Source organism: Laceyella sacchari (assembly GCF_024927925.1).
GTDB lineage: Bacteria > Bacillota > Bacilli > Thermoactinomycetales > Thermoactinomycetaceae > Laceyella > Laceyella sacchari.
Genome location: NZ_CP103866.1, coordinates 1,836,438 through 1,851,396, shown reverse-complemented (window position 1 = coordinate 1,851,396; position 14,959 = coordinate 1,836,438). Strand labels below are relative to the sequence as shown.

General features: G+C 49.6%; 15 protein-coding genes. 10 read left to right on the top strand and 5 right to left on the bottom strand.

The window, feature by feature from the left end:
- Positions 1–33 precede the first annotated feature (33 nt).
- From NYR52_RS09230 to brfA, 5 genes are all read left to right on the top strand, one after another.
- Complete coding sequence (locus NYR52_RS09230; protein ID WP_259435516.1) at positions 34–825, top strand: glucosamine-6-phosphate deaminase; 792 nt, start codon at positions 34–36, stop codon at positions 823–825.
- Positions 812–2,005, top strand: coding sequence for an N-acetylglucosamine-6-phosphate deacetylase (locus NYR52_RS09225; RefSeq protein ID WP_259435515.1), 1,194 nt, complete (start codon positions 812–814; stop codon positions 2,003–2,005). The genes NYR52_RS09230 and NYR52_RS09225 overlap by 14 nt, the downstream gene beginning before the upstream one ends.
- Entirely contained in the window at positions 1,998–2,753 is a 756-nt protein-coding gene (locus NYR52_RS09220; protein ID WP_259435514.1) for a sugar isomerase domain-containing protein, read from the top strand. Before NYR52_RS09225 ends, NYR52_RS09220 begins: the two co-directional genes overlap by 8 nt.
- Positions 2,754–2,843: 90 nt before the next feature.
- On the top strand, positions 2,844–3,812 hold the full coding sequence (locus NYR52_RS09215; protein WP_259435513.1) for a 1-phosphofructokinase family hexose kinase: 969 nt from the start codon (positions 2,844–2,846) through the stop codon (positions 3,810–3,812).
- A gap of 285 nt (positions 3,813–4,097) precedes the next feature.
- Positions 4,098–4,295 (top strand): ribosome rescue factor BrfA, encoded by a 198-nt coding sequence (gene brfA, locus NYR52_RS09210; protein ID WP_259435512.1) that lies wholly within the window; start codon positions 4,098–4,100, stop codon positions 4,293–4,295.
- A gap of 42 nt (positions 4,296–4,337) precedes the next feature.
- Here brfA and NYR52_RS09205 read toward each other — a convergent pair whose 3' ends face one another.
- The 3 genes from NYR52_RS09205 to NYR52_RS09195 form a co-directional block, all read right to left on the bottom strand.
- Positions 4,338–5,213 (bottom strand): carbon-nitrogen hydrolase family protein, encoded by an 876-nt coding sequence (locus NYR52_RS09205; protein ID WP_259435511.1) that lies wholly within the window; start codon positions 5,211–5,213, stop codon positions 4,338–4,340.
- A 3-nt stretch (positions 5,214–5,216) separates the two neighbouring features.
- On the bottom strand, positions 5,217–5,843 hold the full coding sequence (locus NYR52_RS09200) for a GNAT family N-acetyltransferase (RefSeq protein ID WP_132220702.1): 627 nt from the start codon (positions 5,841–5,843) through the stop codon (positions 5,217–5,219).
- A gap of 270 nt (positions 5,844–6,113) precedes the next feature.
- Positions 6,114–7,235, bottom strand: coding sequence for a CapA family protein (locus tag NYR52_RS09195; RefSeq protein WP_259435510.1), 1,122 nt, complete (start codon positions 7,233–7,235; stop codon positions 6,114–6,116).
- Positions 7,236–7,446: 211 nt separating this feature from the next.
- Here NYR52_RS09195 and asnS point away from each other — a divergent pair, with 211 nt between their 5' ends.
- The 3 genes from asnS to NYR52_RS09180 all read left to right on the top strand — a co-directional run bounded on the left by asnS (position 7,447) and on the right by NYR52_RS09180 (position 11,084).
- Positions 7,447–8,739 (top strand): asparagine--tRNA ligase, encoded by a 1,293-nt coding sequence (gene asnS / locus NYR52_RS09190; protein ID WP_132220698.1) that lies wholly within the window; start codon positions 7,447–7,449, stop codon positions 8,737–8,739.
- 170 nt (positions 8,740–8,909) lie between these two features.
- Positions 8,910–9,638 carry a DnaD domain protein gene (locus NYR52_RS09185; RefSeq protein ID WP_158283257.1) on the top strand — a complete coding sequence of 243 codons (729 nt, stop codon included), beginning with the start codon at positions 8,910–8,912 and terminating at the stop codon, positions 9,636–9,638.
- A 168-nt stretch (positions 9,639–9,806) separates the two neighbouring features.
- The gene (locus NYR52_RS09180) at positions 9,807–11,084 is read left to right on the top strand and encodes an ammonium transporter (RefSeq protein ID WP_259435509.1); all 1,278 of its coding nucleotides are present in this window, start codon (positions 9,807–9,809) and stop codon (positions 11,082–11,084) included.
- A 63-nt stretch (positions 11,085–11,147) separates the two neighbouring features.
- On the opposite strand, the gene NYR52_RS09175 is transcribed toward NYR52_RS09180, so the two are convergent.
- The gene (locus tag NYR52_RS09175; protein ID WP_259435508.1) at positions 11,148–11,705 is read right to left on the bottom strand and encodes a hypothetical protein; all 558 of its coding nucleotides are present in this window, start codon (positions 11,703–11,705) and stop codon (positions 11,148–11,150) included.
- A gap of 133 nt (positions 11,706–11,838) precedes the next feature.
- Here NYR52_RS09175 and ku point away from each other — a divergent pair, with 133 nt between their 5' ends.
- Together ku and NYR52_RS09165 are read left to right on the top strand one after the other, a co-directional pair.
- The gene (ku, locus tag NYR52_RS09170; protein WP_132220690.1) at positions 11,839–12,720 is read left to right on the top strand and encodes a non-homologous end joining protein Ku; all 882 of its coding nucleotides are present in this window, start codon (positions 11,839–11,841) and stop codon (positions 12,718–12,720) included.
- 232 nt (positions 12,721–12,952) lie between these two features.
- On the top strand, positions 12,953–13,738 hold the full coding sequence (locus NYR52_RS09165) for an arylamine N-acetyltransferase family protein (protein ID WP_132220688.1): 786 nt from the start codon (positions 12,953–12,955) through the stop codon (positions 13,736–13,738).
- Positions 13,739–13,810: 72 nt separating this feature from the next.
- Here the strand turns inward: NYR52_RS09165 and NYR52_RS09160 are convergent, their stop codons facing one another.
- Positions 13,811–14,353 (bottom strand): GNAT family N-acetyltransferase, encoded by a 543-nt coding sequence (locus NYR52_RS09160; RefSeq protein WP_132220686.1) that lies wholly within the window; start codon positions 14,351–14,353, stop codon positions 13,811–13,813.
- Positions 14,354–14,959: the final 606 nt, after the last annotated feature.

Sequence of the window (14,959 nt, the reverse complement as noted above, 5' to 3'; positions counted from 1 at the left end):
CACCGCGTCCAATTGCGGGAAAGGGGGAGGGGCATGGATGCCAGATGGCAACCGGTCGTGCAAACCACTGTGGACCATTTGCGGATTCGCGTCTATAAGAGCCGAGATGCCATGGGTGCGGCGGCCGCGGCCGAGGTTGTGAACAAGATGAAGGAAGTGCAAGCACGTAAGGGAAAGGTTCGTATGGTGTTTGCGGCCGCACCGTCGCAAAATGAACTACTCATGCATCTTTGTCACGCAGAAGGAGTGGATTGGTCATGTGTTGAGGCGTTTCATATGGATGAATATATCGGGTTGCCGGAGGACTCACCTCAGCGATTTTCCTATTATCTGCAAGAACATTTGTTTCGCCACGTCCACCCGGGGCAAGTGCAACTGATCCGGCCAGACGGTGATCCAGAGCGGGAGTGTACCAGGTACGCCCAGTTGTTGAGCGAAGCGCCGATCGACATTGTGTGCCTGGGGATTGGGGAGAATGGACATATCGCATTTAATGATCCTGACGTGGCTGATTTTAATGACCCCGCTGTTATCAAATTAGTTTGCTTGGACGAAAAATGCAGGCAACAACAGGTAAACGACGGGTGTTTCCCTGATCTTGCATCCGTTCCCAAGACTGCGCTGACTCTGACTGTGCCAGCACTGATGTCCGCCGATCACCTGATTGGCGTCGTACCAGGTCCGACAAAGCGCGAGGCGGTGCGCAGAGCTCTTACAGGTCCCGTGTCTGAGGACTGCCCTGCGTCGATCCTGCGCAGGCACCAAGATGGGGTATTGTTTCTGGACACGGTTGCATACGGGGTGAGCGAATATGCAGAGGACTGAGATCCGACACATCGAGGGAGTGGATTATCGGACGGGATGTTCGATTGCGGTGGAAATCGAGAGGGGAATTATCAGCCATATCCACCGTATTCAGAATCGATCGGGTTTGCCGTGGCTGGCTCCCGGACTGGTGGACTTGCAGGTGAACGGATTCGGTGGGAAGGACTTGAATACACCGCCTTTTTCCCCCGATTTGGTCATCGCCTTGACTCACATGTTGTGGCGGGAAGGGGTGACTGCTTATTTGCCAACCGTTATCACCAACCATGACGAAGGAATTGAAGAAGCGGTACGGGCCGTTGCTGAAGCGATCCGGCAGTCTCCTGCACTTGACCGTGTGATACCGGGAATCCATTTGGAAGGCCCGTTTATCTCACCGCAGGACGGCCCGCGAGGAGCTCATGATCCCGCCTTTGTTAAAGCTCCGAATTGGGAACTGTTTGAGCGATGGCAAAAGGCGGCGGACGGACGAATCCGCTTAGTGACCTTATCGCCGGAGTGGCCAGGCGCACACGAATTTATAGAAACCTGTGTCCGACACGGGGTGAAAGTGGCCATCGGTCACACTGCGGCCAATACTGAGCAACTTGCATTAGCGGTGCGGGCTGGAGCAACCCTGTCTACTCATCTCGGCAACGGTGCACATCCGATGCTCCCCAGGCATCCCAATTACATTTGGGATCAGCTAGCCGAGCCGGACTTGTGGGCGTGTATGATTGGTGACGGGTTTCACTTGCCTGATTCGGTCATCAAGGTGATTATGCGCGTGAAGCGGGACAAAGCCATGCTGGTCAGTGATGTGGTGCAGCTGGGCGGGCGTGAGCCGGGAGAGTATGAGACACATATCGGCGGCCGTGTGGTGTTGACACCGCAGGGCAAACTCCATCTGAAAGGTAGGCCGCAGCTGTTGGCCGGTTCTGTCCAGACCTTGCGGCAGGGCGTATGGAACTTATTTAAGAAACAACTGTGCGGATTGCAAGATGCATGGGACATGGCATCGATAAGACCTGCCGCTTACTTGGGATTGTCGGCGCGGCGGGGATTGGCTGTCGGTGCGCCGGCTGATTTGGTCGTGTTTGAACCGGAGGATGAGGAGGTGCGGATACTCCGCACGATCAAACAAGGGGCGATTCTGTATGAAGCAGACACCCATATGCAAGGGGGCGGTGCCGATGGCTGATACCATCATGGAACAGTATTTGCGGAAGATCGTCGCTCACTTGGAATCACTGCGTGAGGAAGCGGACGCGGTCAATCGAGCGGCGCGCCTGATTGCCGACCATGTCAGCCAAGATAAGATCGTTTATGTGTATGGCCCAGGGGGTCATTCCAATCTGGGGGCGCAGGAAGTCTTTTTCCGGGCCGGGGGGCTGATGCATGTTAGTGCCATCCTTGATGAAGGAACCCTTTTGAGCGGAGGCGCCTTGCGCTCGATGGCCATCGAACGCACTCCGGGATACGGGACGATTGTCATCGACGATTACAATCTGCAAGCGGGTGATTTACTTATCATCGTCAACGCGTATGGAATCAACGCGGCGACGATCGACGCGGCGCTGGAAGCGAAACGGCGGGGAGTGACCACCATCGGCGTCACCTCTGTGAAACATGCCACTGCCACACCGGAGAACCATCCAGCACGCCATCCGAGCAAAAAAAATCTGTTTGAATTGGTTGATGTGGTTTTAGACTGCAAGGTAGAAGTGGGAGATGCGGTCATCAACATTCCAAATCTGGATCAACCGGTCGCCGCCATGTCTACCTTTGCTAACGCTTACTTATTAAATTGCGTGATGGCGGAGGCGGTACGACTGATGGTGCAAAAAGGGATCACACCACCGATTTGGATGAGCGGCAATGCACCAGGCGGAGATGAGGCCAATGCGCGGTTTATCGAACGGTTCAAGGGGCGCATTAAAAAGTTGTGACGATATAAATGGGTGCTATCTCTGAATTGGTTGTCATATTTTTCCGTCAATGCCACGCGCTCGATTTGTAAGGCAGATGAGGAGGGGGATATGAGCCGGATTTTGACAGTGACATTAAATGCCGCTTTGGACATCACGTATGTAGTGGATAATTTTCAAGCTGGGGAAGTACACCGAGTGCGGCAAAAGTATACCCAGGCGGGAGGAAAAGGCATTAATGTAGCCCGGACCATTCACCGTTTGGGAGGGACAGTGACGGCGACCGGGTTTGTGGGCGGGGACAATGGGCAAACCATCATCAGAAAATTGCGGGGAGAGGGAATAGACGCTGTATTTTGCGAAGTCCCGGAGGGAGAGTCGCGCATCTGCTTATCCATCATTGATGAAAGCTACCTGAAGGCGACAGAGATTTTGGAGCCGGGCTTACATGTGACAGCTGGCCTAATGGAGCGGTTAAAAAGGCGTCTCCAATCTCTGATCACTCCAGGTATGATCGTCGTGTTTTCCGGGAGCTTGCCGCCAGGTCTTACGATGGAGGAATGGCGTAGCTTGCTTCGCTTTGTCCGTCAGCGGGGCGCGCGTGTGGTTGTTGATACCAGTGGTACGGCCTTGGCGGACGCCATTGCTTGTCAGCCCAGCATCATAACACCGAACCAGTATGAGTTCGCGGCTTTGACGAAAGCGGATGCCGGGGAGCAACCGACGGCGCCAATCCTCCAACACTGGCGCAAACCATTGGCTGACTTAGTCTTAAAAGGAATCGACTTTCCCATTATTACGCTGGGTGACCAGGGGGCTGTCGCTTATCACCGATCGATCTATTACCATGTGCCTGCACCGCGAGTCGATGTGGTGAATCCCGTCGGCTCAGGCGATGCATTTTTGGGGGGACTTGTGTGGAGTCTGGCCAACGGTTCTACTGCAAAACGTGCGCTGGCCACAGCGGTGGCGGCTGGAGCGGCGAACGCGGCGCACCCGGTGGCCGGCATGGTTGATAGAAATGTTGTCACCACACTGGCTGATCGTGTCTTGGATGAGATCGAAGAAGAAGGAGAATGATAGGGTGATTTGACTTGTTCATTTATCGAGATCATAAAGTTGGGGAAGCGTGAAACGAATGAGAAAATGGTTTTGGAGGCGCTAAATTTCAGAAGAGGGCTTAGGGTTGCTCGCTGACGATCTCGATGGCTTTTGTTGGGCTTGCCTTGATGATGTTTTTGTGATCAGTCACCTGAGTGGGGCGAATGCATGATTAACCCGGTTCCAAAACAGTTATAACATGGCTATTGGAATGGGATCACCAGTTGATACACCATAGGAAACAAAAAGGGAGAGAAACGAACGATGGCCAGAAGCAAAGCGAAAAAACACCGACTAAAACAAATTAGGGAAGGCAAACTTGATCCTGCCTTAAGCCGTGAGATGTGGGCGATCAATCCCGTAGCTAGAAAAACGCCAACAAAGGCGGAGAGAATAAGAAAGCGTGAGAAAAAGCACTTCTCCAATAGTCTGGGGGAGGCTTTTTATTTGCATATAGCATAAGGCACGATCCCTGATAACGATCGTGCCTTTCGTTGATTATGTTTATTGAGATAGTTGGCCGGCCAACTGTTGGTATAACTCAGGCTTCCGATCCCGATAAGGAGAGACTTGCCCTTCTTCCCAGTTGCGCTTCAGTTGGGTAAGATCGAGATCGACAATGACCAGATCTTTTTGCATGCGATCTGTGATACACAGTACGCCATTAGCCGGGAATGGAAAGTCGCAAGGTGAGAAACAGCCGCTTTTGGCGTAACCTGCATCGATCTGCGGAATGTACGGCAAGCTTCCAACCATTCCGCTCAAGGCGACAAAGCGTTGGTTCTCGATCGCCCGCGCTTGGGCGCAGTGGCGGACGCGATAGTAACCGGACGCTTGATCGGTATAAATGGGATTGAGGATGAGCGCCACTTCCTGTTCAGCCACGATGCGGGAAAGTTCCGGGAATTCGATGTCATAACAGACGAGAATAGCCACTCGTCCGAAATCTGTCTCAATGATATTAAGGCGGTTGCCTGGGGTCAGATGCCAGCAATTGCGTTCCTCAGGTGTCAAATGGAGCTTCTGCTGGGTCTCGATTCTACCGTCCGGGAAAAAGAGATAGGCTTCATTTACATAGCCGTTGCCAACGCGGTGGATGTGCGTCCCCGCCAGGATGATAATGCCAGTGTCGTGACTTAAATCGCTGAAAAAGTGGATGTATTGATCGGTGAACTGATCAAGGTAAGGAGCCGCTTCATCGTGGGCGAGCGGCTCGCTCAAGGCCAAGAGGTGGGCGGTTAAGTATTCTGGATAAATCAGCAATTGTACCCCGTCAGCTTTCGCTTGGTTCGCATCGCGCCGGATGCTATTCCAAAAGTCCACTTCCGACTTTAAGGGTGCCAGCTCGTATTGCACAATGCCGATGCGCAGTGGTTTCATTGTTCATCCCTCTTTTTTGTATGGATTTTTCCATTCCACCAAGACGGCAAAATGGCAAGACTCCTCATCATCCAGGTAATGTTCCAAAATTTGCAAAGGTTCAAGTCCCTGACTGAGCATAAAGCTAAGTACGCTATCTCTTATTTCGTTTTGTTTCACTTTCCTCACGTATGCATCAACCGACAGCGCCTGCTGATAGCGGTGATAGCCTGGGATTCGGCATCCGGCGATCAGCCGCGTCAAGCCTAAGCGCACCACCAGCTCTTTGCGCGCTTGATATAGTGCTTGCGCTATGCCTTGACCGCGGAATTGTGGCCGCACGCAAACATCGATGCCGTATAGACTGTCCCCGTCTTGGACATGGGTTCCTTTGATATACCCGTTGTCAGATACCTCTGCCCACGTGTGGGGCTTGCCTGTGTAGTGGACAATCAAAGCGGTCGCCGAACCGGCCGCTACCCCATCCACTTCAGCCAGAAGGGCCCCTTCGGGAAATGTGTGGACATGGGCGGAGATCTGATCGCGGTTCCACAGAAGATCCTCGGGAAACGGAGGCGGAAAGGACTCTTTTTGGATCTCCAGCAGTTGTGGGAAATCGGCGAGCGTGTAAGGTCGGACCTGGATGTTCATGGGGAGCCACCTTTCTTTTAGATTGGATACATCAATTTATTATATCTTAATTTTTTTGTGAACTGGGCGACAATAAAACCGAACGTTTGGAAAAGGTTGCCTTGCTAATGCGGTGTATGAACTACAAATGCCGGAAGCACAGGGATAGTGGGATGAAAAAAGCACTTTCACATGGAGAAAGTGCTTAAGCTGTTAGATTAATTTAAAAACGACATGACTGGAAACATGAATTAAGTGAAGCGCGTTAGGGCTTTGCCCATATAATGGGGGTCATGGGCAATATACGGGAAAGGTTCCTTTCGCGTTGATTAAGGAAGTGGTGTGTTGCCATACGCTTTGCCATTTCGCTTTGGTGATGCCAGGATATGGCGGCAGTCGCTCCGGCAATCGTTCCGTGAGTGGAAGCACGGTATATTGTAAGCCTTTTTGACCGATATAGCGGTGGGTCAAAGTCGGCAAATACGCGATGTTGTCCAATGTGATCTGCTTGGTGTCCGGGTGTTGCACCACATCAAAATACCAAATGATCCCCTCGTCAGTGTACCGTTTTTGCTGGTTGGAGATGAAGTTACCCATCGAATAAATGATCAGCTTGTCCTGGCCATTGATGTTTACTTTTTCGGCATGTTGCACCACATGGGGATGGTTGCCCAATATTACGTCCGCCCCGCTGTTCAAGATCTGTCGGGCGATACTGATCTGCTTGGGGTTTGGTTGGCGTTGGTATTCCACCCCGAAGTGAAGAGACACGATGACCGTGTGTGCCCCCTGCTTTTTCGCGTCAGTAATATCTTTTGCAACCTGCGTAAGGTTTAGCCGGTTGACCAGATAAGGTTTTTCTTTGGGGACGGGCAGGCCATTGGTCGATTCGGTGTAAGCGAGAAAAGCCAGGGTTAAGCCGTTTTTGCGCACCAACACCGGCTTTCTGTCCTTTGCCGACGGGGCTGTGCCGATCGGCTGCATGCCTGCCTTCCGCACTTGTTGGTAAGTTCGTATCACCCCTTTTTCGCCGGTGTCCATCGCATGATTGTTGGTTGTACTCAAAAGGTCTACGCCGGCGTCAGTGAGGGCTGTCAAGATTTCATCAGGCGCGTTGAATCGGGGGAAGCCGCTGAAAGGCAATCGTTTGCCGGCCAAAGTCATTTCCAGATTGCCGATGGTCAGGTCGGCGACGGAGAGGTAAGGCTTGATGTCCTTGAAAAAGGGTCGGAAGTCGTATCCCCCTGCCGCGGTTTTGCCCGCTTTTATTTGCGGCATATGCATCATTACATCGCCAAATGCCGCTATTGTAACAACCTTGGGTTGAGAGGGTACCGGGTTGGCTCTGGGCGGGTTCTTTGAGGAAGGGGGGTGCGCACGCGGAATCCAGAAGGAGGAAAACAGAATGGCCAAAATGAGGAGAAAGAAAAGGGCTGCAAATGTTACTGTCTTTTTCAGAGAGAGTCACCTACTTCGTTGTTAGTAATTTATTTAACTTTAATTTATATGTTATAAACTTATGGCATGTTTATGCATGAGTGGGATGATGGCGGTTCATTGACTGTTCAAAATGCAGAGTTGTATAATTGAATCGGTTTAACTTAAGAGATGGGGGTTTACATACGTGCTAACTACGATTAAAGACGTAGCCGCGCATGTTGGCCAGGAGGTCAAATTGGGCGGTTGGCTATATAATAAGCGCTCAAGCGGAAAGATCCAATTCCTGCAATTGCGTGATGGCACCGGGTTTATTCAGGGCGTGTTGGTGAAGAGCCAAGTCGCTCCGGAAGTATGGGAAGACGCGAGCAAATTGACGCAAGAAAGCTCCCTGTACGTGACCGGGACCGTTCGGCAGGATGACCGGGCGCCAAGCGGATTTGAGCTTGATGTGAAACATGTGGAAATCATTCAAGTGGCAGAGGAATATCCGATTACTAAAAAAGAGCATGGTGTCGACTTCTTGATGGACCATCGCCACTTGTGGTTGCGTACACCGCGCCAACGTGCGATCCTTACCATCCGCGCGGAAATCATCCGGGCCATTCAAGAATTCCTTGATCAAAAAGGATTTACCTTGGTTGACCCGCCCGTGTTGACGCCTTCTTCTTGCGAAGGAACGACCAACCTTTTCCACACCAAATATTTTGATGAAGACGCGTTTCTCACGCAAAGCGGCCAGCTCTACATGGAAGCGGCGGCTATGGCTTTGCGCAATGTATATTCTTTCGGTCCCACGTTCCGTGCCGAAAAGTCGAAAACGCGCCGCCATTTGATTGAGTTCTGGATGATCGAACCGGAAATGGCTTTCGTCGAACATGAGCAAAGCTTGGAAATCCAAGAACAGATGCTCAGCTATGTGGTGCAGCAAGTGCTGAAAAATTGTGAGCGTGAATTGAAAACACTGGATCGGGATATCAGCAAATTGGAAAAAGTGCAGGCACCTTTCCCGCGGATTACCTATGATGAAGCGGTTGAGTTATTGCATCGGGAAGGGTTTACCGATTTCAAGTGGGGTGAAGACTTTGGCGCACCTCATGAAACGAAAATTGCCGAAAGCTTCGACAAGCCTGTTTTCATCACGCATTATCCGACCGAGGTCAAAGCTTTCTACATGAAACCAGATCCCAACCGTCCGGAAGTGGTATTGTGTGCCGATTTGATCGCTCCGGAAGGATATGGAGAAATCATCGGCGGAAGCCAGCGGATTGACGATCCTGCCTTGATGGAAGAGCGTTATGCCGCGCATAACTTGCCGCTTGAGGCATACCAATGGTACCTGGATTTACGCAAATACGGCAGTGTACCGCACTCTGGCTTCGGATTGGGCTTGGAACGGACCGTTGCCTGGATCTGTGGCTTAGATCATGTGCGTGAGACCATTCCATTCCCACGCATGTTGAACCGACTGTATCCGTAATAGGAGACGCGCATCGTTTGTGAAAGCCATTTTTTCACCGCCGTTCGTTGTGGGGAAAAATGGCTTTTCGCATTGCGGGCTGGAAATCTTTCAACGTGTTTTTGTTTTTCAAGTCTATATCTGATTATCCGTGCGTGATATAGTAAAGTGGATAAGTGAGGTGGATGAACATGGATCGAAAAGGATCAGTGCAGACCGCTCTCGTTCATCTCCTTGAACAAGGTTCGCTTTCGCTGCCTGTGCTGTTGTTGACGGAATATAAACGGGTAGGTTTGACAGAGCCGCAAGTGATGCTGATGATCCATATCATGCTCTATCAGCAAAAAGAACATAAGGCGTTTCCGACGGCAAGCGAATTGTCCGAACGCATGAACATGACAAAAGAACAGATCGTCGGTTTGATTGAGCAGTTAGTGCGGGGCGGCTTTTTGCATATTGATGATGAAGTAAATGAATACGGGTTGCGCAGCGAGCGGTTTTCATTGACGCCGCTGTATCAGCAACTGGTCTCTTCCTATATCGCCAAGGAAGAGGAAGACACTTCAACCAACGAGGAATCCTATCAATTTATTTTCCGTTTGTTTGAACAAGAATTTGGCAGAGCCTTGTCTCCCATGGAGTGCCAAATGTTGGCGCGGTGGCTGAGTGAAGATGGACACCGGGAAGAACTGATTGAAGCCGCGTTGCGTGAAGCCGTGTTTTGCGGCAAATTGAATTTCCGCTATATCGACCGGATTTTGTTTGAGTGGCAACGCAACCAAGTCCGCACAGCAGAAGATGCTGTGGAATATTCCCGTAAATTCAGACAAAAAGGGATGCTGTACCAAACCAACGTACAAGAGAGAGCTACGCGGCCCAATGGCTTTTCATTTTATAACTGGGTGAACCAAGAACAATAAATGATGCAGAAACTGACCGGCATGCCGAAAAGGATCGGCAAGGCTGGTTTTTTATTTTCTGCTCGATTTATATGTCATATTATCTAACATGATTGTGGTTAGGAGATGCTTTGCATGTTAATATGCCCTTAAGATGTTAATTAACGTGACATAAAGGGGCGTGCGAAGATGTCAGCCATGTTGGCAGTAGATGGTGTTTGGGTGATGTTGTCAGCCATTCTCGTCTTATTTATGCAAGCGGGGTTTGTTTTGTTGGAAGCCGGGGCCACCCGGATGAAAAATGCGGGTCACATTGCTGGCAAACAATTGCTCGGGTTTTCAGTAGCCGCATTGGCTTTCTGGGCTGTGGGTTACGGTCTGACTTTTGGTGAGGGGACATGGATTGGCCAAACAGGGTGGTTTCTTGATCTGCCGGAGGAGAAAGGCGCCATACCCAATGAACTTTCGTTTTTGTTCCAGCTTTCCTTTGTGGCGGTTTCCTTGGCCATCGCTTGGGGGGGCTTTGCTGAACGAGCCAAATTAAGTGTGTATCTGATTTTTGCTTTTATTTATACCGTAGCCATCTACCCGGTGGTCGGGCACTGGATTTGGGGCGCGGAAGGCTGGTTGCACAGCTTGGGTAAACAAGATTTCGCCGGATCAACGGTCGTTCATTTGCAAGGAGGTGTCGCGGCGCTGGTCGCTACGCTGATGTTGAAACCGCGATTAGGCAAATACAACCGTGACGGTTCATCCAATGTGATTCCAGGACATAACCAAGTTTATTCCATATTGGGCGTGCTGATCATTTGGTTGGGTTGGTTCGGTTTTAATCCAGGAAGCACACTTAGCGCGCAAGACGGATTTTATGGGTATGTGGCGCTGACCACGGTGTTGGCGGCGGCAGCAGGGGTTTTGGCGGCCTATTGTACCTCGCTCCTGTTGACGGGAAAAGCGGAAATTCCAGCCATCTTAAACGGAGTGCTGGCCGCTTTGGTTGCGATTACTGCGGCGTGTGCGTTCGTGGAGGCATGGGCGGCAGTGGTGATCGGATTGGTGGCTGGTTCCCTGACCACATACACTGCTGTCTATTTCGACAAAAAAGGCATTGATGACCCTGTGTTTGCTTTCTCTGTCCATGGCATTGCCGGAATCTGGGGCAGTCTGTCCACGGGATTGTTCGCTGCGCCGCGCTTGGTGGAGAAAGTGGGAATCGGCAAAGCGGGATTGTTCTATGGCGGTGGATTCAGCCAATTGGGCGTGCAAATGGTCGGTGTGGTCGTGGCGGCTTTGTATGTTGCCTTGGTTACTTTTATTGCACTTTGGATATTGGATAAAACCATGGGGCTCCGCGTGTCGAAGGAAGATGAATTGAAGGGGTTGGATATCAGTGAACATGGCAGTTACAGCTATCCTGAACATGTGATGTTTATGAGACATGAGGAAGAGATTCGACGCGTCATGTAATAAACATGGGTAAACCCCATGTTTTTTTGTTTGGTTATGTAAATGGCGGGTAAGCGGGTTTTTTCAGCTTTCTTTGTCCAAGAGAGCGGCGATATCAAATGTTCGTTTGAGCAGTTCCACCAGATGGGGTTGGATGACCTGCTTGAGGGTGGCTAAGGGATCATCCTCCTTGAAAATACGGGAATGTGGAACCGTCTCAACTAATTCATCCGGGTCAAAAAAGAACTGAACCCCTCCCTCTTCTTGCGCTTCGTCCAATATTTCTACAAATGCATCGTCTTCCAGCTTCGCGTAATCTTCCATTGTATGCAGGTCAGCACATCGCAAAGAGAATGTTTCGTTTTGGAAATTGGTCGCAGTGAGCATGGCGGCGCCGTCGCTTTCCCTATTGTCCACAAACTCGGCATGCGCGACAAACGGTTCGATTTGTGGTTTCACCTCTTCGCTGATTTGGGCGAATAAGTTAAACAGCTCGTCGGCGTGGTCAATCCATTTGTTGTTGATGTTCGCTTTTTTTAGTTCTTTTTGTTTCTGTTGCTTGTAATTCTCCACCTGCGAAGATACGAACTCCTCAAAAATCGTCCCTTTGGCTTTGGCTTTGATTTCCGCTAATCTTTCCAACACATTCCACACCGTCCGCATTTCAATTTGGATATAGGGTGGCCTGGCAAATAGACCTTTATGCGTCGGGGTGCTGAGTGATTCAGGAATAGGTTGGAGAACATAAGTGAAAAGAGCGAAAGGGTGGATGTCCATGCGATCCATGTGGAAAGGGAGCATCAGTTTTGGGTTGGTCAATATCCCCGTCAGCCTGTACAAGGCAACGGAAGACCACAAGACCAGCTTTCGCAGTTTGCATGAAAAGTGTAAGCACCCAATTCAATACAAAAAATGGTGCCCGGTATGTGACCGTGAAGTGGGAGCCAAAGAGGTGATTCGCGGTTATGAATACGCTCCGGGAAACTATGTCATCATCACTGATGACGACATCAACGAATTGCCTTTGCCTACCTTGCGCACGATTGAGATTCTTCATTTCACAGACAAAGATAGCATTGATCCCGTTTACTATGAGAAGTCATACTATCTGGGGCCTGGAGGATATGGAGGAAAGCCGTACAAGTTGTTGCATGAAGCGATGAACCGGACAGGGAAGGTGGCAGTCGCCAAAGTTGCGTTTCGCACCAGCGAACATCTGGCGGTTATTCGGGTCCACAAAGATTGCCTCTTGCTGAACATCATTCATTATCCGGCTGAAGTGAGAGCAGTTGAAGGCGTGCCCGGCATCGAGGGGATTGCGGCAACAGAGGTGAGTGAAGCGGAGTTGGAGATGGCAATCAAATTAATAGAGGAAATCAGCAAGCAATTTGGTGACGATTATAAGAGCAACTACGAAGAAGCACTAAAAGAGTTGATTCAAGCTAAAATTCAAAACAAGGAAATTGAAGAGCCAGATGCTGCGCCGCGAACAGACAATGTGGTCGATTTGATGGAAGCGTTGCAACGTAGCTTGAATGCGTCCAAAGTGGCACCGACAATGACAGATACAGGGATGGGGACGGAGACGCGAAGGGCGACTGGAACCGAAACCGGTCCGGCGGCTAACCCGACACCGCGCAGGAGACGGAAGATGTAATTACGAGCGATGCGTTAACCCCTTTGGTCTATATGAAAAGGGGTTAACGCGCATGAAAAAACATGGTAGCACGAATGAGTACGGAGAATAGCTGTTATAATGCAAAGAGGGTTTATGATGACTGATTATTTGGAATTTGACTTTTTATTTCACAATTTACAAGGATTGAAAAAGCGGCAGTAGGGGTATTTATAGAATGTAGAAAAATACGCAATATTAGGAGTGGTTATTTATGACGTTGACAATGCATGCCTTGTTTTGCAAGCGAATTGGGTTTCCCGTCGATGAAAAAGTCACATTTGAAGCCTTGGGACGAATTCTAGAAAAGACAGCGACGGCCATCCCGTTCGAAAATTTAAGTGTCATCCGCAAGGAAAGGAAGGCTATCACCAAGGAGAATTTGATCGACAAAGTATTGGTGAGAAATGAAGGCGGCCTGTGTTATGAATTAAACACGCTTTTATACTATTTCTTGTTGGAGCATGGGTTTCATGCCATCATGGTCAAGGGGGCGGTGTACAACGTCGAAATGCAAGACTTTGAGGAAGTGGGGAGAACACATGCCGTCATTTTGTTGACACATGAAGGAAAAACCTATCTAGTGGACACCGGATTCGGGGGAAATCTGCCCTTGCGCCCTGTACCGATGAGCGGCGAGGCCGTCACATCGCCGAATGGAGAGTTTCGAGTGGAACAAATGGATACCGAATACGGTGATCATGTTTTGAAAATAAAAATAAAGCATACCGACAAGGACTGGCGGATCGGATATGCGTTTGATTCCAAACATCCGGTACAAAAGGCAGCAGAATTGGAAGAGATCCAATCCATCATCGCCGAACACGAAAAATCTCCCTTTAACAAAAAGCCGTTAATCACCCGTTTGACGGAAAGGGGAAGGTTAACGTTAACAGAAGGATCTTTCACGCGGTGGGTTGACGGACAGGCGACGAAAGAAGAGATTGACCAAGAAACCTTCAATGAATTGGCCAAACGGCACTTTGGTATCAGCAGCTAGGTCGCCAGTGGGAAGGAAGGGAAAATGACTTGAGGCGCTATGTGGACTCAAGTCATTTTTTGTTGTTCTTCCTCAATCTTCTTCGTTAATGATGGCGAGATGCACATGATCTTCCCATTTTCCGTTGATTCGCACATTTTTTTTATTGATGCCTTCGGTGTGGAATCCTGCTTTTTTCAAAACTTGGATTGAACCGAGGTTATGGGGCATCACTCCGGCTTCAATCCGATGCAATTTCAGTTCGCTGAAGGCATAGGAGACGACTAGGCGGACGGCTTCGGTCATATAGCCTTTGCCGTTGTGACGTTTATCCAGATAATACCCGATCCAGCAACTTTGCAAGTGGCGTCGCATCACTTCCGAAAGAGTGATTTTGCCGATCAATTCCCCGTTTTTGGCTAGGAAGATCCCAAACCAGTATTCTTGATCAGCAGCTTTTCTTTTCTCCATTTGTTTGAGCAGTTCCTGTTGCCTTTCAACCGTGTAAAACGCTTCGTCACGCGAGGGGGTGTACGCTTGAAAAAAATCGCGGTTTTCCGTTTCAAGACGCGCCAACGCCGGAGCGTCACCAACTTCTAGCATTCGGATGAAGATTTCTTTCCCTTTTAATTCCATTTACTATAACCTCCTCATTCATGCCCCAAATACTCGTCCTGGATAAAAAACGCCACAGGTTGGCCCTGTGGCGTTGGTATTGCGATATACGAAACCACGGGGCTAACGACCCGTGGTGTGTGATCCATCCTTCATTTTATAACCTTTCTGATCAAAGGGTGACGAGTCGTTGGTAAGCTTTGTTTTTAGACAGACTGATCCCGTGATTAGAAAGATTGTAAAAAACAGCTGTCGAGTACCCAACACCTTTGGACAAAAATACCAGTGATTTCTTTTTCATGTGGGTACTCTCCCTTTCGCTGGTTTATCCGTATTGTAGCATTTACTATTTGCGCAAGCAACATAATTAATATTTTTAATATTATTCGGTGTAAATAGCAACCAAAGAAGGTTAAATAAATGAATTTATAGAAAATAAAAAACGGAGGTGAAAGCGGGATGAAACATCTGTATGGCGAACCGCCACAAGCTTAAGGTTACATAAGGAGTATGTCGAAAAGCGCACACAGTATATGGATGCCATGACACATAAAGCATTAGGCCCTTCACATAACCAGGAGGGCTTATTCCATTTCCAGAAGCGGGAGCGTCAGTCTGCTTTTTTTA

What these genes read in the sequence shown, in the direction of transcription:
- brfA (WP_259435512.1), top strand. Translation starts at nt 4,098, where the DNA reads ATGGCCAGAAGCAAAGCGAAAAAACACCGACTAAAACAAATTAGGGAA.
- NYR52_RS09160 (WP_132220686.1), bottom strand. Translation starts at nt 14,353, where the DNA reads ATGGAATTAAAAGGGAAAGAAATCTTCATCCGAATGCTAGAAGTTGGT.
- NYR52_RS09215 (WP_259435513.1), top strand. Translation starts at nt 2,844, where the DNA reads ATGAGCCGGATTTTGACAGTGACATTAAATGCCGCTTTGGACATCACG.
- NYR52_RS09200 (WP_132220702.1), bottom strand. Translation starts at nt 5,843, where the DNA reads ATGAACATCCAGGTCCGACCTTACACGCTCGCCGATTTCCCACAACTG.
- ku (WP_132220690.1), top strand. Translation starts at nt 11,839, where the DNA reads ATGCGATCCATGTGGAAAGGGAGCATCAGTTTTGGGTTGGTCAATATC.
- NYR52_RS09225 (WP_259435515.1), top strand. Translation starts at nt 812, where the DNA reads ATGCAGAGGACTGAGATCCGACACATCGAGGGAGTGGATTATCGGACG.
- NYR52_RS09230 (WP_259435516.1), top strand. Translation starts at nt 34, where the DNA reads ATGGATGCCAGATGGCAACCGGTCGTGCAAACCACTGTGGACCATTTG.
- NYR52_RS09180 (WP_259435509.1), top strand. Translation starts at nt 9,807, where the DNA reads ATGTCAGCCATGTTGGCAGTAGATGGTGTTTGGGTGATGTTGTCAGCC.
- NYR52_RS09205 (WP_259435511.1), bottom strand. Translation starts at nt 5,213, where the DNA reads ATGAAACCACTGCGCATCGGCATTGTGCAATACGAGCTGGCACCCTTA.
- NYR52_RS09165 (WP_132220688.1), top strand. Translation starts at nt 12,953, where the DNA reads ATGACGTTGACAATGCATGCCTTGTTTTGCAAGCGAATTGGGTTTCCC.
- NYR52_RS09185 (WP_158283257.1), top strand. Translation starts at nt 8,910, where the DNA reads ATGGATCGAAAAGGATCAGTGCAGACCGCTCTCGTTCATCTCCTTGAA.
- NYR52_RS09220 (WP_259435514.1), top strand. Translation starts at nt 1,998, where the DNA reads ATGGCTGATACCATCATGGAACAGTATTTGCGGAAGATCGTCGCTCAC.